Origin of the sequence: Streptomyces sp. NPDC059582, from assembly GCF_042735715.1 — a bacterium.
GTDB lineage: Bacteria > Actinomycetota > Actinomycetes > Streptomycetales > Streptomycetaceae > Streptomyces.
Window position 1 is genome coordinate 14,181 of record NZ_JBHWCC010000073.1, and the last position, 24,037, is coordinate 38,217.

The 24,037-nt window shown below is 68.9% G+C and carries 22 protein-coding genes and 3 pseudogenes; 11 read left to right on the forward strand and 14 right to left on the reverse strand.

Annotated elements, in window-relative coordinates:
- Positions 1 to 689: 689 nt before the first annotated feature.
- The 3 genes from ACFV0T_RS38195 to ACFV0T_RS38205 form a co-directional block, all read right to left on the reverse strand.
- Positions 690 to 1,037, reverse strand: coding sequence for a peptidase inhibitor family I36 protein (locus tag ACFV0T_RS38195; protein ID WP_385789536.1), 348 nt, complete (start codon positions 1,035 to 1,037; stop codon positions 690 to 692).
- Between the two features lie 1,279 nt (positions 1,038 to 2,316).
- Positions 2,317 to 3,519, reverse strand: a complete 1,203-nt coding sequence (locus ACFV0T_RS38200; RefSeq protein ID WP_385789538.1) for an MFS transporter — start codon at positions 3,517 to 3,519, stop codon at positions 2,317 to 2,319.
- Between the two features lie 47 nt (positions 3,520 to 3,566).
- A complete protein-coding gene (locus ACFV0T_RS38205; protein ID WP_385789540.1) occupies positions 3,567 to 4,028 on the reverse strand; it encodes an aldehyde dehydrogenase family protein in 462 nt (153 codons plus the stop codon).
- Positions 4,029 to 4,123: 95 nt separating this feature from the next.
- Here ACFV0T_RS38205 and ACFV0T_RS38210 point away from each other — a divergent pair, with 95 nt between their 5' ends.
- On the forward strand, positions 4,124 to 4,414 hold the full coding sequence (locus tag ACFV0T_RS38210; RefSeq protein WP_385789542.1) for a hypothetical protein: 291 nt from the start codon (positions 4,124 to 4,126) through the stop codon (positions 4,412 to 4,414).
- A 13-nt stretch (positions 4,415 to 4,427) separates the two neighbouring features.
- Here ACFV0T_RS38210 and ACFV0T_RS38215 read toward each other — a convergent pair whose 3' ends face one another.
- The gene (locus tag ACFV0T_RS38215) at positions 4,428 to 5,057 is read right to left on the reverse strand and encodes a TetR/AcrR family transcriptional regulator (RefSeq protein WP_385789544.1); all 630 of its coding nucleotides are present in this window, start codon (positions 5,055 to 5,057) and stop codon (positions 4,428 to 4,430) included.
- A 74-nt stretch (positions 5,058 to 5,131) separates the two neighbouring features.
- On the opposite strand from ACFV0T_RS38215, the gene ACFV0T_RS38220 reads away from it, so the two are divergent.
- Together ACFV0T_RS38220 and ACFV0T_RS38225 are read left to right on the forward strand one after the other, a co-directional pair.
- Positions 5,132 to 5,833: a hemerythrin domain-containing protein gene (locus ACFV0T_RS38220; protein ID WP_385789546.1), complete on the forward strand. Its 702-nt coding sequence runs from the start codon at positions 5,132 to 5,134 to the stop codon at positions 5,831 to 5,833.
- Positions 5,830 to 6,804 carry a hypothetical protein gene (locus tag ACFV0T_RS38225; RefSeq protein ID WP_385789548.1) on the forward strand — a complete coding sequence of 325 codons (975 nt, stop codon included), beginning with the start codon at positions 5,830 to 5,832 and terminating at the stop codon, positions 6,802 to 6,804. The genes ACFV0T_RS38220 and ACFV0T_RS38225 overlap by 4 nt, the downstream gene beginning before the upstream one ends.
- An 88-nt stretch (positions 6,805 to 6,892) precedes the next feature.
- Here the strand turns inward: ACFV0T_RS38225 and ACFV0T_RS38230 are convergent.
- Positions 6,893 to 7,085, reverse strand: a pseudogene (locus ACFV0T_RS38230) (transposase); the annotation flags it as partial.
- Positions 7,086 to 7,323: 238 nt separating this feature from the next.
- Positions 7,324 to 7,995, reverse strand: a complete 672-nt coding sequence (gene lexA / locus ACFV0T_RS38235) for a transcriptional repressor LexA (protein WP_385789550.1) — start codon at positions 7,993 to 7,995, stop codon at positions 7,324 to 7,326.
- Positions 7,996 to 8,324: 329 nt separating this feature from the next.
- On the opposite strand from lexA, the gene ACFV0T_RS38240 reads away from it, so the two are divergent.
- The 3 genes from ACFV0T_RS38240 (at position 8,325) to ACFV0T_RS38250 (ending at position 11,742) form a co-directional block, all read left to right on the forward strand.
- Positions 8,325 to 9,320 (forward strand): hypothetical protein, encoded by a 996-nt coding sequence (locus tag ACFV0T_RS38240; RefSeq protein WP_385789552.1) that lies wholly within the window; start codon positions 8,325 to 8,327, stop codon positions 9,318 to 9,320.
- A 105-nt stretch (positions 9,321 to 9,425) separates the two neighbouring features.
- The gene (locus tag ACFV0T_RS38245) at positions 9,426 to 9,986 is read left to right on the forward strand and encodes a hypothetical protein (protein WP_385789554.1); all 561 of its coding nucleotides are present in this window, start codon (positions 9,426 to 9,428) and stop codon (positions 9,984 to 9,986) included.
- 709 nt (positions 9,987 to 10,695) lie between these two features.
- The gene (locus ACFV0T_RS38250) at positions 10,696 to 11,742 is read left to right on the forward strand and encodes a ketopantoate reductase family protein (RefSeq protein ID WP_385789578.1); all 1,047 of its coding nucleotides are present in this window, start codon (positions 10,696 to 10,698) and stop codon (positions 11,740 to 11,742) included.
- Between the two features lie 239 nt (positions 11,743 to 11,981).
- Here the strand turns inward: ACFV0T_RS38250 and ACFV0T_RS38255 are convergent, their stop codons facing one another.
- Both ACFV0T_RS38255 and ACFV0T_RS38260 read right to left on the reverse strand, forming a co-directional pair.
- The gene (locus ACFV0T_RS38255; protein WP_385789556.1) at positions 11,982 to 12,308 is read right to left on the reverse strand and encodes a dienelactone hydrolase family protein; all 327 of its coding nucleotides are present in this window, start codon (positions 12,306 to 12,308) and stop codon (positions 11,982 to 11,984) included.
- Positions 12,309 to 12,334: 26 nt separating this feature from the next.
- Entirely contained in the window at positions 12,335 to 13,318 is a 984-nt protein-coding gene (locus tag ACFV0T_RS38260; protein ID WP_385789558.1) for an aldo/keto reductase, read from the reverse strand.
- Positions 13,319 to 13,582: 264 nt separating this feature from the next.
- On the opposite strand from ACFV0T_RS38260, the gene ACFV0T_RS38265 reads away from it, so the two are divergent.
- Positions 13,583 to 14,464 carry a helix-turn-helix transcriptional regulator gene (locus ACFV0T_RS38265; protein WP_385789560.1) on the forward strand — a complete coding sequence of 294 codons (882 nt, stop codon included), beginning with the start codon at positions 13,583 to 13,585 and terminating at the stop codon, positions 14,462 to 14,464.
- Between the two features lie 289 nt (positions 14,465 to 14,753).
- On the opposite strand, the gene ACFV0T_RS38270 is transcribed toward ACFV0T_RS38265, so the two are convergent.
- The 3 genes from ACFV0T_RS38270 to ACFV0T_RS38280 form a co-directional block, all read right to left on the reverse strand.
- A complete protein-coding gene (locus tag ACFV0T_RS38270; protein WP_385789562.1) occupies positions 14,754 to 15,446 on the reverse strand; it encodes a cytochrome b/b6 domain-containing protein in 693 nt (230 codons plus the stop codon).
- Positions 15,394 to 16,116 (reverse strand): molybdopterin-dependent oxidoreductase, encoded by a 723-nt coding sequence (locus tag ACFV0T_RS38275; protein WP_385789564.1) that lies wholly within the window; start codon positions 16,114 to 16,116, stop codon positions 15,394 to 15,396. Before ACFV0T_RS38275 ends, ACFV0T_RS38270 begins: the two co-directional genes overlap by 53 nt.
- Before the next feature lie 740 nt (positions 16,117 to 16,856).
- Entirely contained in the window at positions 16,857 to 17,429 is a 573-nt protein-coding gene (locus ACFV0T_RS38280) for a TetR family transcriptional regulator C-terminal domain-containing protein (protein ID WP_385789566.1), read from the reverse strand.
- Between the two features lie 487 nt (positions 17,430 to 17,916).
- Here ACFV0T_RS38280 and ACFV0T_RS38285 point away from each other — a divergent pair, with 487 nt between their 5' ends.
- The 3 genes and pseudogenes from ACFV0T_RS38285 (at position 17,917) to ACFV0T_RS38295 (ending at position 20,703) form a co-directional block, all read left to right on the forward strand.
- A complete protein-coding gene (locus tag ACFV0T_RS38285; protein ID WP_385789568.1) occupies positions 17,917 to 18,933 on the forward strand; it encodes an alcohol dehydrogenase catalytic domain-containing protein in 1,017 nt (338 codons plus the stop codon).
- A gap of 588 nt (positions 18,934 to 19,521) precedes the next feature.
- Positions 19,522 to 20,407 (forward strand): annotated as a pseudogene (locus ACFV0T_RS38290) (IS256 family transposase); the annotation flags it as partial.
- Positions 20,404 to 20,703, forward strand: a complete 300-nt coding sequence (locus ACFV0T_RS38295; protein WP_385789570.1) for a hypothetical protein — start codon at positions 20,404 to 20,406, stop codon at positions 20,701 to 20,703. The pseudogene ACFV0T_RS38290 and the gene ACFV0T_RS38295, both read left to right, overlap by 4 nt.
- A 325-nt stretch (positions 20,704 to 21,028) precedes the next feature.
- Here the strand turns inward: ACFV0T_RS38295 and ACFV0T_RS38300 are convergent, their stop codons facing one another.
- Positions 21,029 to 21,508, reverse strand: coding sequence for a hypothetical protein (locus ACFV0T_RS38300; protein WP_385789572.1), 480 nt, complete (start codon positions 21,506 to 21,508; stop codon positions 21,029 to 21,031).
- A gap of 62 nt (positions 21,509 to 21,570) precedes the next feature.
- On the reverse strand, positions 21,571 to 22,779 hold the full coding sequence (locus ACFV0T_RS38305) for a hypothetical protein (protein WP_385789574.1): 1,209 nt from the start codon (positions 22,777 to 22,779) through the stop codon (positions 21,571 to 21,573).
- 520 nt (positions 22,780 to 23,299) lie between these two features.
- On the opposite strand from ACFV0T_RS38305, the gene ACFV0T_RS38310 reads away from it, so the two are divergent.
- The gene (locus ACFV0T_RS38310; RefSeq protein WP_385789576.1) at positions 23,300 to 23,668 is read left to right on the forward strand and encodes a hypothetical protein; all 369 of its coding nucleotides are present in this window, start codon (positions 23,300 to 23,302) and stop codon (positions 23,666 to 23,668) included.
- 17 nt (positions 23,669 to 23,685) lie between these two features.
- Here the strand turns inward: ACFV0T_RS38310 and ACFV0T_RS38315 are convergent.
- Positions 23,686 to 23,878: pseudogene (locus tag ACFV0T_RS38315) on the reverse strand (ATP-binding protein); the annotation flags it as partial.
- Between the last annotated feature and the right edge of the window lie 159 nt (positions 23,879 to 24,037).

Sequence of the window (24,037 nt, forward strand, 5' to 3'; positions counted from 1 at the left end):
GTAACGCTGCCCGGCTGGGGACCTTTCCGGCGACGTCCGGCCATGATGCGGCCACCCGCACTCATTCACGTGACGGTACGCCGACGTTCAGTGCGGCTGTCCGTGAGGGGCTCTGGCCTGGTCGTACGACTCCGCGGTTACAGCGCAGACCACGGGCCCAGATCGCTGGGCGCCCGTGACTGGATGAAGTCGCACACAGGGGTCCAGGCGCGGTCGATACCCAGGACGAAAACGCCCGTGAACTCTGCTACGTCCTCAAGAATCGGGACGTCAACCAAGGTGTTTGAGGGGACAGTTCCGTCTCTCACGAGGGGAGAAGCCGTCTCAGTGTCACTGAACAGATGGGCGACCGCATGATCACCGCGGAGGCCGAGGGTCAGCCAGAGGATAGTCACCGTCCGGCAACCGGACCTCGAGGTATCCATGCCCACGGGAACGCAGCCGGCCGAAGCAGGCCGCCAGGTCGCTGCCATCCGAACGCCGCTCACCGGACAACCGACCCGAATACAGCGATGTCGTCGCCCACACCACGCTCACCCAGCCCCCATAACTCACCGCTCCTGCCCCTCAACCCGTCCACCACGGATACGGCCATCAAGATCCGGCCGCAAAGCGCAGTGCTCCGCCCGTGACGGGCGGAGCACCGTGGGGGTACCTCAGGTTCGGCCGCCGTCATAAGGGCAGCAGAACTAATTCCCCCAGACTTCAACACCCGTAACGGTGCCGGGATTGTCCGAGTAGTGGGCCGGATCCAGAGTGACCAGCCGGGTGCCGTAGCCGCAGCCGGTGGTGATGTGCCAGAACTCTATGCGGTAGGACGTCTGGTTCGAGACGGACCGGGCAGTGGTGATGGGGTAACAGCCAGGCGCTTTGGAGTACACGGTCCTGGTTCCAGTCCTGTTCGTCCCTGACCATCCGCAGAAGTTCCCCTTCGGGCAAGTATTGGGATCAGCCGCCGCAGCCGGTGTGGCAAAGGCGCCGCCCAACAACACGCCGGCCACAGCCACCGTCGTCAGGCTCTTCTTGAGCATGCTCATTCGAGGTTCCCTCTTCCTTGATCGACAGACTTCGGGATGATAGCCCGGGGGGCGCAGTGACACTAGTGACTGATGAGGCGTCAAATAGCAAAAGGCAGCGAACACTTGCTGACTTTTGAGGTGTGATGTCGTCCTGGTGTGACCGAGCACCAGCCCAGCTCCTGTGAGGCAGCCGTCGAGGACGTCGTGGCGGGTACTGGGGCTGGCGCAGGCGGCCCCGCCGGACGGCGTTGACCAGGTCCTCTGGAGTCGGCGAAGGTACGGTTGGCGGTGGCGGTGCGCCGCAGTATCGCCCCGGCGGCCAGGCAATTACCCGATCAGGGTTGACGGACTCCGGCGGGACGGGGTTTCAACCCCCGCCGCGAGCCCCCACCTCTGGACAGGTCTAGCCGCGGGCGGGCCCCAGCCCATCGCACCACGCGCACCCCACTGGACGCAGCACTCGGCAGCGTGGGGCGTCGTTGGTCCGGCCACTCAGCAGTCATCGCGCACGGTCATCCATCGAGAGGGATCCTTCGCGTGCCTGCCCGTCCCCCCAAGCCCCAGCACCACGCGGCTCGTGCCCTGCATCACCGACCGCGAAGGCGTACACCCCGACCTCCTCGCCTCTCTGCGCGGCACCCAAGGACCCGACGGACGCCTTCAACTCGCCTACTGGGACGAGACGCCCGGCGACCAGGAGCTGCGCGGCGTGCTGTGGGGACGCTGCTCCCAGAGCATCGGCACCGACAACACCCCCACCGGACGGCCACGGTGGCGGATATTGCACCCCTCGAGGCAGCGAATGCATGGAACAACTGCGCTGCCAGATCTGCGCCGACCCGCCTGGAGGAATGGAGGCTGCCTGTTCCTGGCCGGCCCGGACGAGGTACACCCAGACGACGCCGTCGTACGCACCGCCCAGCCACCCGTCTGCGCCCAGCACTCCCGGACCGCCGCCGAGCAATGCCCCACCTCGACGGCAGGCCCACCGTATTCCTCGCCCGAAGCGCCCCCTCTACGGAGCATCGGTATCCGCTACCACTACACCGCCGGCGGCCTGCAAACGAGAAGTGCATTCCCGTCGCCCGCGAAGGCCTTCTCCATCCAGGCCAGGGACGCGCCCGAGGTGAGGCCCCGTGTCGTGAGCACCGTCGTGCCCGCCATGAAGCTGCCGTCGGAGGCGAGAGCGCGCTCTCGCAGGAAGGCGTTGCCTTCCTCGATGTCCCTTGCCGGGAGGCCGAGCAGGCCCTGGCGTCCCAGCCGTGTCCGGAAGCGGTCCGGGCATGGCTGGCCGTGGTCATGGGGTCCCGGCGGGGGCTGCCGGTGACTTGGTCAGCTCCGCGTGTCCCAGGAGTGTGGGGCGCGGCTTTCTGCGGCGGATCACGACATGTGCCGCCTCAGCGGTCGCGAGAGCGAGGACGATGAGCACGGCAGCGATGGGGCCGAGCCAGTGGGCGCCGGCCCATGCGATGCCAAGTCGGCCGACCAGCGGTGCGAGGGAGACGCCCTCGTAGGTGGCGGAGTTGAGGCCGGTGAGCATGGGTGCCGAGGAGGGCATGACGCCGATCAGGCGGTGCGCCTGCGGTGTGAAGAAGCCCCAGCCACACAGGCCCCAGACGACCAGAGCCACGACGGTGGTGGGCAGGTGGGCGCTGGACCATGGCAGCAGGGCGAAGTCGAGTGCCGGCACGGCGACCGTGATGTTGATGATGCGGCGGTCGACGAGGTGGCCCGCGCCGAGGGTGCCGATGGTGGACGCCACACCCCATGCGAACAGCAGGGCCGCGAGGGTGGTGCCGCTGCTACCGGTGGCGCGGTCCAGGCTCTCGGCTATGTATGAGTAGACGGTGTACAGGCCGGTGAACAGCAGGAGCCTGGTCAGCAGGGTCAGGCCGACTCGGCGGTCGGCGAGCGGGGCGAGGCGGGCGCGCAGCGGGACCGGCGGAGGGCTGGGGGTCGTGGGCATGAGCAGGGCTACACCGACGGCGACCAGGAAGCCGAGGGCGGATACGAAGAGCATGGTGGCGTGCCAGTCGCCGGTGACACTGCCGATCGCGGTGCCGATGGGGGCGCCGAGCGCAGTCGAGACGCTGAGGCCGACGGTGACGGTGGCGATGGCACGTCCCCGGCGCTCCGGTGCTGCGATCGCGGCCGCGGCGGCGATGGCGGTGGGGGTGACCAGGGCACCGCCCAGACCGGCCAACGCTCGTGAGGCCAGGGCCACGCCGAAGTCGGGGACGAGGGCGGTGAGAAGGTTGCCCGCGACGAAGACGCCGAGTCCGGTGAGGAAGAGGGTGCGGCGCGGCCAGCGTGTGGTGAGCGCCGCCGTGACCGGGCCGAGGACGCCATAGGTGAAGGCGTAGGCGCTGATGAGCCAGCCCGCGGTTGCCACGCTCACGTCCAGTGAATGTGCGGCCTCCGGCAAGGTGCCGGCGATGACGAAGCCGTCGGTGCCGATCGCGAAGAGCGCTGAGGTCAGGACGACAAGTGATCGGTACACGTGGAGGGTTCTCCCCAGTGCGCTACGGCGGTCTGTGCTCGCGCGGGTCATGCCGCCACCCTTACGGTGAAGGCGCGGGGGCGAGTTGGGCTATCGGGCGAGCGCCAGGACAACGCGCTGATGTGCGGAGCGCGTCGGCGCCGGCTTCCCCCGACCTGTGAACGCCCCGTGGCGGTCGGAGCTGTGAGGGGTTGCCGGGTGCGGCGGTCTGCCCCCGAGGGGCTCGGGGGCAGACCGCCGTTTCCCGTTGCGCTGCCGCCGAGGCAGAACTGTCCGCCGTTGGCCAGACGGGAACCCGCGACGCGGACCGCGGCGTCGGACAGGACGGCGTCATGGCCCACTACGACGGGGTTCTTGCCGCCGAGTTCGAGGGTGACCGGGGTGAGGTTCTCCGCCGCCGCCTTCTGGACGAGCTTGCCCACACCGGGAGACCCGGTGAACATCAGGTGGTCGAACGGCAGGGCCGAGAACGCCGCGCTCAGCTCGACGCCGCCGAGGATTACGGCCACCTCGGAGGGGTCGAAGTGCTTCGCGATCGCCTTGGCGAAGACCTCGCCTGTCCGAGCACCTGAAGGTCCACGCGATCGGGGACACCTGGGCCGAAGTGGCCGAGGGAACCGCCGCCGCATGGGAACGCACACGCTACGAGTGGGACGCCACACAGGGACGAGCCGCCATCACCAGCCACGAGTCAAAGGTCTTCGTACCCGGCGGCGGATGGGTCTTCCGACTCACCGCCGAAGACGGCGGCACCCGCATCGACATCGAACTCAACCGCACCCCCAGCACCCTCAGCAACCTCAGCACCGTCAAGGGCAAGATGATCGCCGCACTGCTCCCCCTCGCCGCCGGCTCCCTCCAGAAGTCATACCGGGCACCCCTGAAGGCCAGGTGAGGAAGCCCAGGCTCTAGATCGAACTCATTCGCAGAAGTGCCTGGCAGGCCGAGCCGGCGATCCATGTTTGCGCTCGATCGAATGACCAGCCACGCTCGCCGACGAGCGTGATCCAGGCGTGCGGCCCCAGGTGAAACCACAGTAGGTCTATGGCCTCCGCGCGGTTCACCTCGGCGCGGAGCGCGTCGAGCGCAACGAGACGATCAGCCACGCGGGTCAGGGCTTGGACGTAGTCGTCCGCCCCCTTGTCCAGGACTGCCTTCACGGCGGGCTCACCCGGCGGATTCCGGTAGAAGAGCCCATACACAAGCTCCCAATGGCGCTCATGCGTGAGCCTGGTGCCCTCGGCCGTCAACTCGATCACGGTGCGCGGTTCGTGACTGGCCTCGACCGCGGCAAGGGTGTTGGCGATGGCCGGGTCCCTGAGGGCCGGCTCCAGCAGGGCCGTCAGGATGCTGGGTTTGTTTCCCACACTGCTGTACACGGTCGGCACTGCGACCTTTCCCGCCTCCGCAATCTCGCCGACCGTCACCCCGGCGTATCCGCGCTCCAGGAAGAGCGCATGCGCGCTGCTCAGGATGGCCTCACGCGTGGCAGCCGCCGAGTTGAGGCGCTGAGTCGAGTGATATTTGCGGGTCGTCACTGAAGGAGTATACCTCCTGCACAGTAAGTACTTATATTGACAATAACCCCCTCTAATGAATAGGTTTCCTCATCATGATGACTCCCCCTACGGAATCAACGGCAGTCGTTGAGACCCGGCTCGCGCATGAGGTCCACCGAGCGGCCACCACCCTGCTGGCCGAGGCGGCCCTCAGCCCCTCGGTTCCGCTCAGCGCGCTGGCACAACTGCGCGACTTCCTCGTCGTGAACCTGCGCCATCACCACGCGACCGAGGATCACGACCTGTGGCCTCGGATCATCGCGACTGCGCCCGCCGCTGCACACGAGCTCGACTCGCTCAGTGAAGAGCATGAACGACTTGACGCGGCACTCGATCAGTTGGCCGCCGTCGCCGTGAACGGCAACGAAGCCGGCGGCAATACGAGTGAGACGGCCAGGCCCGGCGGCAACGATGACGACACGAGTGACGCGACAGTTCGTGCCGCGCTGCACGACGCGGCCGTGACGGTACGCGACACTGTGCACGACCACCTGACCCACGAAGAGCCCATCCTCTTCCCGGCGCTGCGCGACCATGTCAGCCCAGCGGAGTGGGAGGACTTCTCACAGCGAGTGATCGCGAGCACTCCACCCGTAGCCGGACACCTGATGGTGGGCTTCCTCGACGAAGTGGGGACACCCGCGGAAGTCGAACTGGTGCTTTCGGGCTTGCCGGAGCCGGTGCGCCCGCTTGTCCCCGTCATGCGCCTCCAAGCAGCGACCGATCTGGGTGTCCTCCGCGGGATCGGCGCATGACCTCCCCGCTCAGGTGGCCGGATGCGGCAGACGCCGTGATCAACGGCGACCTCACCGTTGCGGTCGCCTACGTCACTCCGGCCGGCGGTGCTGTGGTCACCAGCGTCTCGCCGGTAGGCCTCGGAAACCGAGAGGCCGGCCTTGTCGGGTTCACCACCTCGCTCGGTTTCCCGAGGAAACTGGAACGGATCCTGCACAACCCGCATGTCTCCCTGGCCTATCACACACGTGAGCACGGCTTTGCCGCGAGCAGCTCGTACGTGCTCGCCCAGGGAACCGCGTCGGTCGACCTGAGCCCATCGCCGGAGCGCTTGGCCGAGCTGATGCAGGCCTCTGAGCCATTCCTCGGCGAAACCAGGCGTGGGCCGCTGTGGGACTGGCTACTGCGTGAATATCACCAAGAGCGCGTCTTCGTCGACGTCGAACTCGCGCGTGTCGCCGTGTGGGAAGACCTGGCAGCCCGAGGCGCAAGAGCGGTCACGGGCGCCGCTTGGCCGCACCTACCAACGGAACAGAAGGCACCGAAAAACGGTACCGGCCCACGCGTCGACGTCACCACGGTCGCGCGTAAGATCCGCCGGCTGCCGCATCGGCTGCTGGCCTACCGCGGGGCGGATGGCTTTCCCGTCATTGTCCCGGTGAAAGTCACCAGCCACGACGGCGCGGGACTGCACCTCGACATACCTCGCGGACTGCTCCCGCAGGGCGGCCGTAGAGCCGGCTTCCTTGCCCACGCCTTCCAACCGCAGTGCGTCGGGCTGGAAATGCGGACGCTGACCGGCTGGCTCACCGTCACCGAGGAGGGCGCCATCTACGCACCTCACACATCAAAGGGTTTGGCCGCGCCTCCGTACAAGAATCTGCTGACCGTCTCAAACGGACTACTGGCCAAGTATGGGCTGTGGCGTGCGCAGCGTGACGGCACGTCCGCCCGCCTTCAGGACCTCGCCGTCCACGGCCCAGCGGACTGAGCCATGCGGCCCCCAGGGTTACTCGGGGCCGCATTTCCAATGAGGGTTCCTCCAGGAGAAGCTCATCGGTCTCTCCATCGATCGGGTGGAGGAGGGCCGTGGCGAGGAGTTCGCGGCCCATGTAGCGGCGGGTCTCGTTCCATTCGTCGTTCTGCTCGGCCAGACACCGCGCCGACCAGACGGATCAGTGCGCTGCGGTCGGGGATAATCCCAACCACGTCGGTGCGAGGGTCCGAAGCCTTGTACTCGAGGGTCCGCACGTTCGCGCGCAGCCGGCGCTGGTACTCGGTGGGCTCGAAGTCGTCGCCTTCTTTGGGCCTGCTGGGACTCTCGCCCTTTTCGCCTCGCCCACGCGCCGGTCGGCCGACTCGGCTTGGCTGGGGTGACGTCCGAATCGCTCGACGGCTCCCGGCCACTGGCCCCCGAACCTGGGCACGGTCTCCCCCGGATGCCCGGCCGCTTGGCGGTCAGGCTGGCGGTCCCTCCGAACGCTGCTTGGCGTGGCCGCAGCCGGGATGTTCACAGAATGCGCAGAACACCGACGACCTTGCCGAGGATCCGTGCCTCATCGCCCGGGATCGGCTCGTAGGACGGATTGCGCGGCATGAGCCACACCCGCCCGTCCTGCCGGCGCAGCACCTTGACCGTCGCCTCGTCGCCCAGGAGCGCGGCGACGATGTCGCCATGGTCGGCGCTGTCCTGCCGTTTGACGGTGACGATGTCGCCGTCGCAGATCGCCGCGTCGATCATCGAGTCGCCTGACACGGTCAGGGCGAAGAGGTCGCCGTCGCCGACGACCTGGCGGGGCAGGGCGTAGACGTCCTCGACCATTTCCTCGGCGAGCAGTGGCGCGCCGGCCGCGATGCGTCCGACGAGCGGCACGTTGACCGCGGTGTCGCTCCTGTGGTCCAGGTCAGGTGCCCACGAGGGCCGTACCCGATAGGCGCGGGGGGTGTGCGGGTCGCGGTAGAGGATGCCCTTGCTTTCGAGGGCCATGAGCTGGTGGGCGACCGAGGACGTGCTGGCGAGTTCCACGGCCTGGCCGATCTCACGCATCGACGGCGGGTAGCCCTGCCGGGCGACCGTCTCGGTGATGTAGCGGACGATGGCCGACTGGCGGCTGGTCAGCTCCCCGTGGGCGGCGCGAGGACCTGGGGGGCGGCCCCGGCGGGCGGCCGCAGTGTTTTCCATCCGGACACCTCCGTACAAGATCGTTCGGACCGACCTTAACCCGCCATCCCCTGTAAATGGAACACCTTGTCGAATCCTTGAAGTCCAGGAGACAGACCAGTGCCGTCCTGTGACGTCCGTTGCTCGGCGGCAGGAACGCTCCCCTCCCCCGGAAAGCGATATCGCCCAGTTCCGAGAGCGCCTCGGCGCTCACTCCGGGACCGTGGTTGCGCTCAGCACGACGTACCGAGGAGAACGCGGCCTGCTGTGACCAGGCGCGGCATGTCATCACGGACGGACTCGCGGCAATCCGTTCGCGTGGCATCTTCCCGGCCCCGTACGGTCTGCCCATGACCAGGACCACGCCGGCCAGACCGGTATCCGTGGAGGCCGTCTTCCCGGACCTGGCCGCCCACCGAGGCCGGACGACCCGGCTGCATCCCCGTCCGGGGCGGCCCGGCATGCGCGACAGCCATGTCGGCGGCCCGATCCTGTGGCCCGACCTCGAACCGTGGCCGGTCTGCCACGAACCGCACCAGCGCGAGACCGAGGCGTACGTGCCGGACGACATCCGCAGCGCCCGGGCCGCCGGCGTGTGGCCGCGGAGCCGTCCGTGGCCCGGCGCGGGGACGCCTGGGGAGGACGGACCGGTGCCGTTCGTGGGGCTCGCCCAGTTCTTCCGCCGCGATGTCCCGGGCCTGGCTGCCGGGCCTGACGGTGCGGACCTGGTGCAGCTCTTCCGCTGCCCGTTCACCCACGACCCCTACCTGGAGCGCCGCTATCGCCTGCGGTGGCGGCGGGCCGCGGAGACCGAGCGCGCGCAACACTTCCTCACCGCCCCGCCCGAAGTCCCCATGCTTCGCTGGGAGCACGAACTCCCCGAGCCGTGCGTCCTGCACCCCGAAGAGGTGGACACCTATCCCTGGGCGGAGGACGACGAGCTGCCCGCCCCGCTGATCACCCTCATCGACTCCTGGGACGACGCGCAGGCGGCGGAACGCGGCCCCGACGCCCCTAGCTACCAGTGCGACCTCTCGATCCCGCCCGGCTGGCGGGTCGGCGGCTTTCCCAGCTGGGCGTCGACGGGCCCGAGAACCGTCGACTGCACGTCCTGCGCGACCCCGATGCGGCTGCTGCTGACCGCCGGGAGCGACGAGATGGACGCCGACTCGCACAGCTGGATGCCGCTGGAGGACCGCGACCCGTCCTTGCGAGGGAATGCCTCGATCCAGGGCGGTCCGTCCGTGGTCCAGCCCACTCGGCTGCGCTTCGGCCGGGACGCGGACCTGCACGTTTTCACCTGCCCAGCCGACCCCGGACACCCACCCCAATGGGTGCTCTCTTGATTGTTCTTCGCCTTGGCGTGCTGTCGGCGTGCGGCTGGTGCTGGGCCTGATGCTGCTCAGATATTCGCTCGTCGGCCGGCGGGGTGACTTGGCAGACTGCTCGTCATGAGCAACTCGTACGCGCAGGCAGTGCTGAGGACGACCGATGTTGCCGAGGCACTGCGAGTCGCTGGACGACTGCTCGCTCTCGCTGACACGGGCGAACTCGAAGTCGACTTCGAATCACGGGTCTCCACGCCCTGCGAGCTGGAGCGGTTGAGCCGGGTCATGCCGGATGCCGACTGGTGGTCCTACGGATCCGACCGGCACGGCTCCTCACGCAATGGCGACTCTCCGTCAGAGTGCCTCCCGATCTTCTTGAGCAGGTGGTGCATGGACCCGGAGGCCGTGGAGGGGTTCTTGGCCGCGGCAGGAAACGCCCCGGCCATGGTGCGCTGGGATTTCAGCGGTTGGCCTGAGGCTCCGGAGGTAGGCCTCGGCCGCGGGGGCACCAGAGGCGCCTACGTCACGGTGTGCGTGAATGCGCGCGACCTCTATCTTGAGGAGCCCGCCACGGACCACACCGTGTATGTCCACGTGAAGCAGAGCGAAGCCCGACGGGCTGCCTGGCTGGCAGCACAAGTCGGCCTGCAGACCATCGGCGAGTTGGAGATGGCACCCCTCTGAGTCGGGTCGCTCTACGACGGGTCATGCCCTGCCAAGGACAGCAATACGGCACCGTACCCATCGGCTGAGAGACCTGCCACCGCTCGACCTGCTGCCCGGCGGTGACGCTGCGACGCCGGCCGGCCGACTGCGGGTGTCTCACGGCTCCGAGATCATCTGCGGCGACCGGGCCGGCTCTTGCGGCGAGTGCGCCCGCACCGGTGCCCCGAACGGGCCGACTGCTTCGGAGCGGTGGGAGTGGATTTCATGGTCACGGGCCAGGCGGCGGTGGGGCGGATGCCTCCGACCAGCGTGCCGAGGAGCTGTCCTCCCAGCCGACGCCGGGGCGCTCCGAGGGACACGGTCGCGGTGCATACGTAAGGCGCGGGTCCGGGGACGAGGCAGGTACTGGCGTTACCTGGAAGACCAGGCACTGCCACCGGCCGGCGAAACGACGTTTGCTGGGGCTGGGCCGTTCAGGACGGCTGCGCCGCCTGGGGGTGCCACCGTCTCCAGGTGGGCCGCCTGAGCAGCAGCGACGACGGGAAGGACAGCGGCTCGGCGCCGACGTCATCGGCGACGTCGTACGCCCGAGTCGCGAGCCACGACGACCACCTCCAACCCCGAGGAAGCGATCATGAAGCACACCACTCCGGGAGATCCGGAAGCCTCCCGCATCGGCCCGGGCACGATGGGCACGTCTTCCCACCACACCGGCGCCGACAGCGGCATGCGCTACATCATCATCGGAGCGGGAGCGGTCGGCGGAACCATCGGGGCGCGGCTCGCGGAGGCGGGGCACGAGGTGGTCCTGGTCGCGCGAGGCGCGCAGTACACCGCGCTGAAGTCGGGTGGGCTGCGTTTCCGCGCCCCGGACGGCGAACGCGTCCACCGGTTGCCCGTCGTCGAAGGTCCGGACGCACTGGGCGCGTTGCGCACGGACGACGTGCTCGTGCTGACCGTCAAGACACAGGACAGCGAGGCCGCACTGGACACCTGGGGCCCGGCCCCCGTGGCGGGCGGCGGCACGGCCGCGGAACGGCTGCCGGTGATGTGCGTGCAGAACGGCGTCGAGAGCCAGCGGATCGCCCTGCGTCGCTTCCGCCGCGTGTACGGCGTCTGCGTCTGGCTGCCGTCCACCTACGTCGAACCAGGGGTCGTCTCAGCACCCGGCGCCCCGCTCACCGGCATCCTGCACCTCGGGCGCCACCCCCATGGCGTCGACGACACCGCCCGCCGGATCGCCGCCGACCTGGAGACCGCCCGCTTCGAGGCCCCGGTGGTTGCGGACGTGGCGCGCTGGCAGTACGCCAAACTCCTGGGCAACCTCGCCAACTCGATCAACGCATTGAGCTGGCCGGTCGCCGGCGAGGAGGCATGGCGGCTGTACGCACGGGTGCGCGCGGAGGGCGAGTCGGTGCTCAGGGCCGCCGGGATCCCGTACGCGAGCGCACAGGAACAGCAGGAGGTGCACGGCGACAAGGTGCGTTGGGCCGGCGGAGGCGGCGGGTCCTCCTGGCAGTCCCTCACCCGTGGCACGGGCACGATCGAGGCCGACCACCTCAACGGCGAGATCGTCCTGCTGGGCCGGCTGCACGGCGTACCGACCCCGCTGAACGAGCTGCTGCAACGACTCGCCACCACGTTCGCGCGTGAGCGGCGGCCAGCCGGGGCGATGCCGTTGGCGGAGCTGGTGCGAGCGGCGGACGAGGCGGTGGCGGCGGCTGGAGTCGGGGGTGCCGCGTTCACTCAAGAGGATCATGCGGCGCGTGCCTAGTTCTGTACCGGAGAGGTTCACGGGGGTGGCGCTTTCCGCTTCTTGGGCGGAGGGGTGAGCGAAGTCGGCAGGCTGGGCTGCGCCGCGCCAACGGCGGCCGAGCCCAGCCGCAGTTCAGCCCGGTCATGGGGCTGGGCCTGCCCGCTGGTTGATGCGAGCAGGTCGCGGTGGTGGAACAGTCGGTGGCGGCGGGGCCGTGCCTCGCCGCCACCGGCCGGGCGTTCGTACCAGGCCGTCGGTCAGAGCCTGCGGCCGAACAGGTCCGGCAGAGCCGCCCAGTGACGCTCGGTGTCCTCCTCGCTGTAACTGGCGGTGTCGGCCTGGGTACAGCCGTGCTGGGCACCGGCGTAGGTCTCGCCCCGGTGGCGGACCCCCCGTCGCGCTGAAGGCCTTGTCCAGGCGGTCGATCTGCCCGGTCGGGTTGGCCGCATCCTGGTCGGCGTGGCCGAAGTACAGCTCGGGGTGACGCGGTCGGCGAGCAGGTGCGGGCTGGCCGGTGCGTCGGTCGCCAGGTGGGCGCCGTGGAATCCCGCCGCCGCCGCGATCCGGTCGGCGGGTACGGGCACACCCGTAGCCGGGGTGCCGGGGAGCGTCAGCGCTCGATCCGCCGTCTCACGTCCTCGTTTTCGTCACTGCCGGCGGCCGGGGGCAGGCTGTCGAGCTTGGCCAGCTGTTCAGCGGTCAGCTCGACCGTGTCGGCGGCGGTGTTCTCCTCCACGCGGGCGACCCGCTTGGTGCCGGGGATCGGGACGATGTGCTCGCCCTTGGCCAGCAGCCAGGCCAGAGCGACCTGGGCCGGTGTGGCGCCGGCCTCGTCGCCGATGGCCCGCACTTCATCGGCGAGGGCCAGGTTGCGCTGGAAGTTCTCGCCCTGGAAACGCGGGCTGCTCCGGCGCCAGTCGCCTTCGTCGAACTGCTCGGGAGAGCGGAGTGTGCCGGTGAGGAAGCCGTGGCCGAGCGGGGAGTACGGCACGAAGCCGATACCGAGCTCGCGCAGCGCTGGCAGCACCCGCTCCTCGACCTCGCGGTTCCACAGCGAATACGACGACTGGACGGCCGTCACCGGGTGCACGGCGTGGGCCCGGCGGATGGTGTCAGGGCCGGCCTCGGACAGGCCGAGGTAGCGGACCTTGCCTTCCTGCACCAGCTCCGCGACCGTGCCCGCCACGTCCTCGATCGGGGTGTCCGGGTCGACGCGGTGCTGGTAGTACAGGTCGATGTGGTCGGTGCCGAGACGCTTGAGCGAGCCCTCGACGGCGGCGCGGATGTTGGCCGGGCTGCTGTCGAGGACGTACACGCCGCCGTCCGCGGCCGCGTGCGAGACCAAGCCGAACTTGGTCGCCAGCACGACCTCGTCACGGCGGCCCGTCAGCGCCCTGCCGACGAGTTCCTCGTTGACGTACGGTCCGTAGACCTCGGCGGTGTCGATCAGCGTGACACCCAGGTCGACCGCCCGCTGAATGGTGCGGACGGACTCGGCATCGTCGCTGCCCGCGCCGGTGTAGTAGGAAGACATGCCCATCGTGCCCAGGCCGATGCGGGAGACGTCCAGATCTCCCAGAGTGGTGTGCTTCATGATCGCTTTCTCGGGGTTGGCAGTGTTCGTCGCGGCTCGCGACTCGGGGCGGACGACGACGCCGAAGAGGCCGGCGCCGCAGCGCTGCCCTTCACGTCGTCGCTGCTCAGGTGCCCACCTGGGGCAGGTCGCCGCAGGTGGCGACGGCTGTCCTGAACGGCCCACCGCCAGTAGACGTCGTCCCGCCCGCCGGTGGCAGTGCCTGGTCTTCCAGGTAACGCCAGTACCTGCCTCGTCCCCGCACGCTCACCTACCGTGGAGAGCATGGACGACCGCGCCGAGATCAGGGAGTTCCTCACCTCCCGCCGGGCCCGCATCACCCCTGAGCAGGCCGGACTGCCCTCCTACGGCAGCCACAGGCGCGTCAAGGGACTGCGCCGCGAGGAGGTCGCGATGCTGGCCGGCCTCTCGGTCGACTACTACGTCCGACTGGAACGCGGAAACCTCTCGGGCGCCTCCGACGGCGTCCTGGACGGCGTGGCCCGCGCCCTCGACCTGGACGACGCCGAACGCCAATACCTCTACGACCTCGCCCGCCGCTCCCCCGCCCCCGCTGCGTCCCGCCGCCGCGCCCGTGCCAGGCGCCTGCGGCCCGCCCTGCAGTACATGCTGGACGCCATCAGCGATGCGCCCGCCTTCATCCACAACGATCATCAGGACATGCTGGCCACCAACCACCTGGCCCGCGCCCTGTACGCACCGCTCCTCGCCGACCCGCGTCGCCCGGCCAACATCGCCAGGTTCATCTACCTCGACCCTGCCGCCCGCGCGTTTCTCCCCGACTGGGACAAGGCCGCCGACGACATCGCCGCGATGCTCCGCGGCGAAGCCGGCCGAAACCCCTACGACAAGGACCTCTCCGACCTCATCGGGGAACTGTCCATCCGCAGCGAGATCTTCCGCAGGCGCTGGGCCGACCACAACGTCCGCCAACACCGCACCGGTCCCAAGAAACTCCATCATCCAGCCGTCGGAGACCTGGAACTGATCTTCGAAACCATGTCGGTGACCTCCGACCCCGGCCTCACCCTCGTGATCTACACCGCCGTTCCCGAAACCCCGAACGCCGACGCCCTCCGCCTCCTGTCCACCTGGGCCGCCACTCGGGACCAGCCCGAACCCGGCCTCCACGAGCGCCACACCTGACCAGCGGAAGCGACACAGACGGCCACGGAGTCGACCGTCGTCACGGACACCGCGAGGAGCGGCCGGGCGAGCACACCACACACCGAGCGAGGTGACCGCTGGGTGGATCAGCCGGACGATCTCGTCGTCCGTGAGCAGGTCGGCTCGGTCAGCCACTGCAGGCCCTCCTCGGGCATGCGGTACGGCCTCAGCACATGGGACGCGCTCTTATGTCGGTGCGGCCTGAGTCGGATGTGTCGGCCACCAGGTCGCGTCCACCGCGCCGACGCGACGTGACCGGGCCGGGAGGTCAGGCTCCGTCCGTGTCGTCGGTGGCGCTGTCCGAAGGGTCGTCCCGCAGCCACCGGGAGTGGTGCCGCGCCGCCCAGGACCGGCTCACGTAACCCGTACGCATGCCGAGCCTGGCCTCGGGGTCCTGGTAGGCCTTGCGCATGTGCCCGATCAGGACGATGGCGATCGCCCAGGCGAGGCAGTCGTGGACGAAGATGGCGCTGGTGCGGGAGACGGACGGCAGAAAGCCGAGGAACCACATGAGCAGACCGGTGAACATCATCACCAGCAAGGCACCCGCGAGCCACCCCGCATAGAACTTCTGACCGGCGTTGAACTTGCCGGCAGGACGCGCATCCGGCGACTTCCGCCGTTGGCGGACAGCCCTCATCCACTGCCGGTCGTAGACCGCGAAGCGGTTCAGTCTGCGCAGGTCAGCGCGGAACTCGCGGGAAAGGAGACCCAGCAGGAAAGGAACCGGCAGGCAGATGCCCGACCATTCATGGACGGCGGCCATCAGGTGGCGGCGGCCGACGAGTTGAGCCAGCGGGCCGAAGTACAGACAGGCCGCGGTGCCCAGGACCAGCAGCATGAGCCAGCCGGTCGCCCGGTGGACCATGCGTTCGGCGGGGCTGAACCGGCGAACACGTCCGGACGGCTCAGGCCGCTTCCCTGCCCCGGTCGGCGTCGTCGAGCCAGCCGTCGACCGCATAACCGCGCTCCTCCCAGAAACCGGGGATCACCTTGTCGGTGACCGTGATACCGGACAGCCACTTGGCCGACTTGTAGAAGTACATGGGAGCCACGAAGAGGCGCACTGGTCCCCCGTGCTCGTGGGTGATGGGTCCGTCCTGCATGTTGAGTGCCACCAAGACGTCCGAGCGCCGCGCCTGTTCGAGGGTGAGGCTCTCGGTGTAGGCGCCGTCGAAGCAGGAGAATCGGATGGCCACGCCCTCGGAGCGCACTCCGGCGGCGTCGAGCAGGTCCGACAGCTTCACGCCTTCGAAGGGCGTGTCGTCCACTCGCCATCCATCCGTGCAGAGGACGTCGGCGACGACGCGCGTCTGACGCATCGCCCGCAGTTCGGGCAGCGTGTAGTTCTTCGGCCGCTCAACCAGACCGTCGATGCGCAGCTCGTAGTTCGTCTCGTTCTTGCGCGGCACCGAGCCGACGACGCTGTAGTACCGGAATCCGCCCGGGTTGGGGAGCAGGCCGGTGAGGCCTGTGGCGTCGACCTGGGAGGCCGCTCCCAGGAACCCTTCCCAACCGCGTTGCAGTTGGGGTGAGGCTGCGAGGCCGGCGGCACCTGCGGCGAGCATCCCGAGCATGGCGCGCCGTCCCACCGGCGCGCCGTCGGCTTTTCGCCTTGACTGTTTTGCCATGTTTCGGTCCTCCTTCGGGAGCGAACACCTCGGCGCCGCCCGTGGGGGTGCCGTGGCGTGGCATGCGACGGCATCGCACTGGTTCGGGAAGGCTGCGGGCGACGGAAGCCCCGGCGGGCCGCGAGGGTGCAGCCGGCCGTTACGCCACGAAGGACGCGCGAGCCCCACACCATGCGTGGCGGCGGCACCGGAGGATCGGAAGCCTCGACTCGAATCACCTTCGGCTTCGTAACCTATTTAACTGGTGACGATGCTGACACGGCCACCCTGACCTGTCAACAACGGACAGGGGCCCTGAGCGGAGACCTTCACCCTGGTCGGGGCATGGACTCACTCCACTCCGGCCCCATCGCGTGTCACCTGCCAGAATGGTGATGCATGTCACCGCTCAGCAGTGCCTGGGTGGAGGGCACCAGGCCCCCGTCGCGCATTCGGAGGCATCGGGACAGCTTGAGCCGCACACGGCGACCGGCGTTCTGTCGGACGTCCTGCTGGACGAGACGACGGTCACAGCGTGGGCGCACGTGGTGTCGGCACCGCCCGGGTCGCAGACCCACACCTTCGAAGCGCTGGACCAGATCGCCGTCCAGGCGCCTTTCCTATCGGCAACCACGAACTGCCGGGCGGTCGGCGGTGCGCCGCCCTGCCGTAGGTCCGGTCGCCACCCTCGGCGTCGCGGTTCGCCCCACAGTGCGGCAGCACCGTGCCCAGACGTCGACGGCCGAGGACGGTGAGCGGCCCTAACGCAGGACCACGTCGAAGACGGTACGGAAGAACGCGTCCACAGGCGCCGCCGACTTATCGGCTCGCGCCGCGATCAGAGTCCCTTCCCAGGCACTGACGACGAACAGTGCGGTGGCCCGCACGTCGAGGCCACCATCCAGGTCGCCCGCCTCCTGCGCCTCGGCGAGCACCTGCCCGATCAGCGCCGCCCACCGGTCGAATCCGTCCTTGACCGCGGCCCGGATCTCCTCACTGTGATCGGCGACCTCGGCGCCCAGGTTGCCGACCAGGCACCCGCGGACGAACCCGTTCTCCACCGTGTCCCTGCTCAGGAACTCGAAGTGTGCCCGGAGCCTGTCCAGTGGGGGTCGATCCGTCGCCGTGAGGACTTCGAAACGCATGGTGGCGGCGTACCGGTTCAACGCCTCCAAGGCGCTCTCCTCCTTGCTGGAGAAGTGGTTGTAGAACGAGCCCTTGGGAACACCGGCGGCTTTGGTGATGTCGTTGATGCCGGTGGCGTTGAAGCCCTGCGCGTGGAACTGCTGGAAGGCCGCCTGGGCGATCTCCTCCCGCTTTGACGCTCGCCCCATCCTTCTCACCTTCCGTCGAGTGCTGTCCGGGCACGGTGCGGGTCACCCCACGCCTGCGCATGCGTGCGGCATGAAAGCCGGTACTTATGCTCGAGGCTGCCAGAAACCGAGACGACCGACCATATTGTAGCTCTCGGGGCGGACCGTGGGCATACGAGCCGATTCCCCGGCCGTCGACGCGAGAGCCGCGAGAGGCCCTGTCGCGGGTCCGCTGCCCACTCCGGCGCGCCGTCGACGGGCGCGCCGTCGCCACGGTGGTCTTCGCCGTCCACCACCCGCTCACCCCTCCCCCGCATCCGGTCACAGGCAGGTGCGGCTTGGCACCGGAAGAAGTCCGCCAGGAGATGGGTTAGTCTTTTTAAGACGACCGGTCATATTGATCGGTGTTCCTCTCCACCGCCATGGGTCCGGTTCCCGGCGTGGCTGCCGCGAACGCCACCCGACACGGGGCCTGCCCGCATAGACATCACCACGCTTAGGAGCAGTCATGTCCACATACCGGGCCTTCGAGGCCACCGGCGCCCGCAACCTCCAGCTCGTCGAGCGCGAGCTGACCGATCCCGCACCGGGCCAGGTGCGCCTGCGCGTGGAGGCCTGCGGCATCTGCCACACCGACGTGCTGGCCGTGGAAGGGCTGCGCAGCGATCCCTCGCACCCCATCGTTCCCGGACACGAGGTCGTCGGCGTCATCGACGCCGTCGGAGCGGGCGTCACCGTATGGCAGCCCGGCGACCGTGTCGGAGTCGGCTTCCTCAACGGCCAGTGCTGGGAGTGCGAGCCGTGCCGCCGCGGTGACTTCGTGAATTGCCGCAACCAGGAGCAGACAGGAAACACGATCGACGGCGGATACGCGGAAGTGGTCTACGCCCGGGCCAGCGGGCTGGTGCGGGTTCCCGACGGCATCTCGGCGATCGACGCCGCTCCGCTGCTGTGCGCCGGCCTGACCACCTTCATCGCCCTCCAGCAGGGGCCGACCAGGGCCGGCGCCCTGGTCGCCGTCCAGGGCATCGGCGGACTGGGGCACCTGGCCCTGCAGTACGCACGCAGCCTCGGCTATCGGGTCGCCGCCGTGGCGCGCGGGAAGGAGAAGGAGGCGTACGCGCGGCAGCTGGGCGCCGATGAGTACATCGACAGCAGCAGCACCGACCCGGGAGCCGCGCTCACCGCCCTGGGCGGCGCTTCCGTCATCGTGGCCACGGCGTCCAGCGGCGCCTCCATGAACCCGCTGGTCCGCGGCCTCGCACCGAACGGCAAGCTCGTCGTGGTCGGTGCCGCGCCCGACCCGCTGACCGTCGCCACCCCCGACCTGATCTTCGGCAACCACTCCATAGTCGGCAGCCTCACCGGGTCGTCCATCGACAACGAGGACAACCTCGCGTTCAGCCTCGCCCACGACATTCGCCCCAGCCTCGAGGTCATGCCCTTCACCCGGGCGCCGGAGGCCTACGAGCGGATGCTGTCCGGCGAGGCCCGGTTCCGCGTCGTACTCGACGTCACGGCCTGAGACATCTGGGCTGCCGGGCGGCGCGTCCCGCCCGGCAGCCCTCGGAGCGGCAACACCCGTACGTGTGCGCCGGCTCCCTGACGCCGGACTCGCCCCGGCGCCTACGCCTCGCGCGCTCCCTCAGAGCGCGACGGCGTGCCGGTCGAAGGTCTGGGCAACCCGTTCCGCCCGCGCCGCGCTGTATCCCGTACCCACCCACAGGTGCGCCGCGGCCCGCGTCGCCCACAGCGGCAGCGGCAGCGGCAGCGGCAGCGGCAGCGGCAGCGGCAGCGGCTTTGTGCCCGCACCGCCACCGAGACATCACCGGGAGCCAGGTGAACCGGCTACTCGGTGCCACCACGCCCCATACGTTCACCTCCGTGCGCCACTACGCCGAGAAGCTCAACAAGTCGGCCTACGCGTGCGCGCCCTGCCGCATCGCGTTCAAGCGCAACCCGCGCCCGGTGACCACCGATGTCCCCGATGCTCGGAGCCGATGGTCTGGTCCGGCCACGACCGCCAAAACCTCGACGCCGTCACCGCAGGACTCACCCTCGCCTGGAGTTCAGGCGTCGCCGAAGGCCACGTCAGCAGGGTCGTTATGTGGAATCCTCCGGCGACTTCGTGCCCGCCCCGGAGCAGTTCCTCGGTTCCACGGCCGGCCTGTCCGCGGCGACGGACACTCGCCTCACCCAGCAGTGGCAGCAAGATCACGCCGCGTTCGGCAAGCGTGACCTGTCGGGCAGCGACTACGTGTACGTGTGGGCCGACGGCATCCACCTGCCGATCCGTCTGCGCGAGGCCAAGTCGTGCGTGCTCGTGCTGATGGGCGTGCGCGCGGACGGCACCGAAGAACTGATCGCCACGAGCGGCGGCTATCGCGAATCCGCCGACTTCTGGGCCGACCTGCTGCGCGACTGTGCCCGGCGTGGTCTACACGCTCCAGTCCTCGCGGTCGGCGACGGCGCGCTCGGCTTCTGGAACGCACTCTCGCAGGTGTTCCCCGCCGCCCGGCATCAAAGGTGCTGGGTCCACAAGATCGCCAGTGTTGCGAACGCCCTGCCCAAGTCCGCCCAGCCCTACGCGAAGAAGGCCCTTCAGGAGATCTACGACGCCGAAGACCGCGAGCATGCGCTGAAGGCGGTGTCGGCGTTCGAGAGGACATACGGCGCGAAGTTACCCAAGGCCGTCAAGAAAATCACCGACGACGTCGACCAACTACTGGCGTTCTACAACTTCCCCACCGAGCACTGGATCCACTTGCGCACCACGAATCCGATCGAGTCGACCTTCGCCACGGTCCGGCTGCGGACCAAGGACACCCGGGGACGCCGGCAGCGCGGCCGCCGCCCTGGCGATGGTCTTCAAGTTCGTCGAGTCCGCCCGGTAGAGGTGGCGAGCCGTGAATGCGCCCGACCTCGACGCCCTGGTCCGAGCCGGAGCCCGCTTCGAATGCGGCATCCTGGTGGACCGACCGAGCCAGGAGGCAGCGTGAGCGACACCCATCCCCTCAGCAGCGACGAGCTCGACGCGATCGAAAGGCGCTGCAGGCTGGCCAGCCCAGGGCCGTGGCAATCCTTCGTCGAAGGCCGAGAGCACCTGGGCGGCGACAACTTCATCCGGATCGGAGGACTCGACGACAGCGAGCCCGACATGCATGTCTCCCGAGCCCCTGAGCAAGGGCTTGCCCCCGCCAGCAGTCACGACCTGGACTTCATCGCACACGCCCGACAGGACATTGCACGTCTCCTGGCAGAGGTCAGACGCCTACACAGCTCACAGACTCGCTAGGAATCACGTACAAACCACCGGTCTTGACGATTCCTCCGCTTGTGCCCGCCCGTCTCATCCGATCTGAGGCAACGGGCCTGCGTTGGCGCAAGCCGCCCGTCACCGCGACGTCCTTGCGCCGACCGCAAGGAAGGCGCTGGCATCCGAAGCGAGAGAGGCATCCGCTGGGGAGGACGCCCCTCACAACCGCAGCTTGACTCTGCCAGCCTGTTTCTGAGCCTCCGGCCCGGCAATTGAGGGCCTTTTTGCCTAGGGCCAGGCCGACGGCCTGCACTCGTGACGGCTCGCGGTCGGCACAATTGCCGACATGTTCTCCGGCCGGTGGTCATTCGATTCCGAGGGGACCGATGCCCAGATCCTCACGCATGCGGCGGCGCATCTCAGCCATGGCCGTGCGGCGCTGTCGGATGAAGGCCGCGTCCTCGGCGGAGCCGACTGCCACTCCGCGGGCATAGGCGTCGCGCATCCGACGCAGGCTGTGAAACGCCTCGTTCCCGGCCACAACAACGAGCGGCGGGCCCACGAGCCAGAGCTGCTCGCTAGCCGTGTGCAATCCGGTCCCACGGAAGGCTTCGCGCACCGCCGTATCACGCGCTGACTCGGACAGGTGATCCCCCAGGGCGACAGCCCGTATCTCTTCCCCCGCGTCTTTGAGGGCGGAGGCGTACTCGGTGTACACGGCGCGCCGCATTTCCAGAGCGTGTCGTGCTTCCTCGCGCCGCCACCTGTTGTGATCGGCGATCAGGGTGGCGGCGATGCCGATAGCGGCACCTGCCAACGTGGAGAGCAGAGGCATCCAGTCCATGCGCCGCATGCTGTCTGAACCACCGCTGCGACACCAGTGGCTCTCACTTTCCGGCATGGTGATCACTGGCCTCTTGCCGAGGTCAGACCGACGGGCCGCACCGCGCCGACCTGACGGACCCGGAGACGGCCGCCAGCGCCTTCTTGGCGTGGCCGGAGCCAAAACGGGGCAGTCCGCCGCCATGCCGGTGGCTGATCGTGCTCGAGGTTGTCACCGATCCCGTCGACCTGAACGGACGCCGGCCTCCCAAAACGGGCCTCGTGCGTCGGTCGCTGCTTCGGCGAGGGATGTGCCGGGGCCCGTTTCCGATGTTCGTCGATCAGGTCGGAGGCGTGTGGGTGGGTCAGAAGCAGCCGGGTCCGGTGGAGGGGGTGAAGCAGGCGTTGGAGCCGGGGCCGCCGAAGAGGGCGTCGTTGCCGTTGTTGCAGCTCCGGCGAGACACCGTCCGGGAGCTCTCGGACACCGGCGCTCCCTGTGCCGCTGTCGTCGGCAACAGCGGTGCCGGTGGGGACCGGGGCGTAAGCGCCATGGTCGACCCGCAGCAACTGGCCGTCGGCCACGAGGTCGCTGAGAGCGTCGCGGACGGTGTCGGCCGCCGCGTCGACCAGGCCACGGATCTCCTTGGCGGTCATCTCCCGGTCGACGGCATCCAGGACCTGGTCCTTGACCGTCGTCCTGCGTGGCTTGGGCACCGGCGGCGGCCCGAACGAACCGATCCCGGCGCCAACGCCCGCGCCGCTGCAGGTCGGACCTGAACCGTCGTCGTCCTTACCGGTGGGCGGCAGCATCGTCCAGTCGTGCCACACCCCAGCCAGCCGCGTCACCAACCTGTCGGGAAGCCTGGATCGGTCAGAGCCTGCGTCTCCCGGTCGGTGAGGGGGTTGATGCCGCCGGGCCGGGCGATCCGGGCCGCCCACACGTCGTTGATGCTGCTGCCGTTGCCGCTGGTGGGGGCGACTCAGCCGGAGCCGGCCCGGCCCGTGCTCCGTCTCTTCGGCGGCGACGCACAGGGTCGGCACGCCGTAGCGGGCGGCGATGTCGGTGATCTCGATGCGCGATACCGGCTTGCCGAGCGGAGCGACGATGTCGCACGCGAAGTCGGGGTGACCGCTGGAGACGGTCTGTTCGATGTTCCCCAGCCACGTGCCGGGGGCGACCTCGTGCTGCTCCCACAGCCGTATGACCAGACCGGCGAAGCCCGGCGGGTAGGAGGTGCCGGCAATGTCCGCCGGAGTCCAGGTGGAGCGGCTCGCGGGCGGCCACGCGGACATCACACCGCCCCAGGCGAGCGCCAGGGGAATCTCCCACCAGGAGGCGCCCGGGGCGATGGCGGCCGCGGCGTAGACAGCGCTGCCGGTGACGGGTCCGGGCAGGCGCTGGCCTCTGCGCACCGCCTTGCGGAAGTCGCGGCTCTTGATCCGCTGGTACAGCCACCAGGTGCTGGCGCTGCCGTTCGCGGTGACCTAGGCGTGGGCGGGCAACAGATCTCCATGCTGGCAGCGCGGACAGCGCGGGAGCGGATGCCGCGTAGGCGGTGAGCTCCGCTTTCGCCCGTGCGGGCATCCTCCGCACCACGGAAGATCACGTCCTTTCGGAGACGTCCAAAGAAGCGGGATGTCGGCGTACACGCGGATTGAAGTGCTCGGCCGAGTACGGAAGAGAAGAACGTGCTCAGCGCGTTGGAGTCGGCCAAACCCTTTGTGGGGTCGAGATCGTTCCGTCTATCGTTCGATTTGGCGTCATCGCGGACGCGGAACAGGACAATGCCCAGCGCACGGGGGAGCGATCGTCATGGGTGTTTTTGTCCGGATCAGAGGCTGGCTGGAGTGCGACGACCAGCAGCTTGCCCAGGTCAAAGCGATCGTCTGCTCCGAGGACCAGGACCGAACGTATATCGGCGGCTGGGGCTTCCCAGCGAGGCAGTACAACTTCACCAACTGGGTCTTCTTCGGCGCTGAAATGCGCGCAGTGTCCATCGACTGGTTCCGGGAACAGCTACTCCTCGTGGCGCGGATACCTGCCTCAGACGATGACAACGACCTGGTCACGGGGCTCTTCCTCGTCAGCCATGAGGTCGAGGGCATGAGCGAGTGGCAGGTCCGCGATGGAAATGTAGTGACGAGCCGTGCGAACGGGCAGTATCAGTACCTCGACGAATAGAACTGCTGATCGGCCAGTTATGGAGAGGTCGTCGGCCAGGCCACGTTGGTGCCCCGCACGATGGCGGTGAATCGGTTCCTGAGCCGGTAGTTGGGGGCCGTTGACGGCGATCACCCCGCAGTAGCGGAGGAGGCGGTCGAGGATTGCGGTGGCGAGGACTTCGTCGCCGAAGACCTGGCCCCAGTCACTGAAAGTCGTGTTTGAGGCGACCCTCAACACATCAAGAACTCTGCACGTTCATTCGTACGCGGCTATGCCCGACACCCAACGAGTATGCCGACACGAAAAGCAGGGCGGGGCCGCACCCGGCGTCCGGGGGGGGCCCCCCCGCGGGGGGGGGGGGGGGGGCGGGGCGCGCGGCCCCGGGAG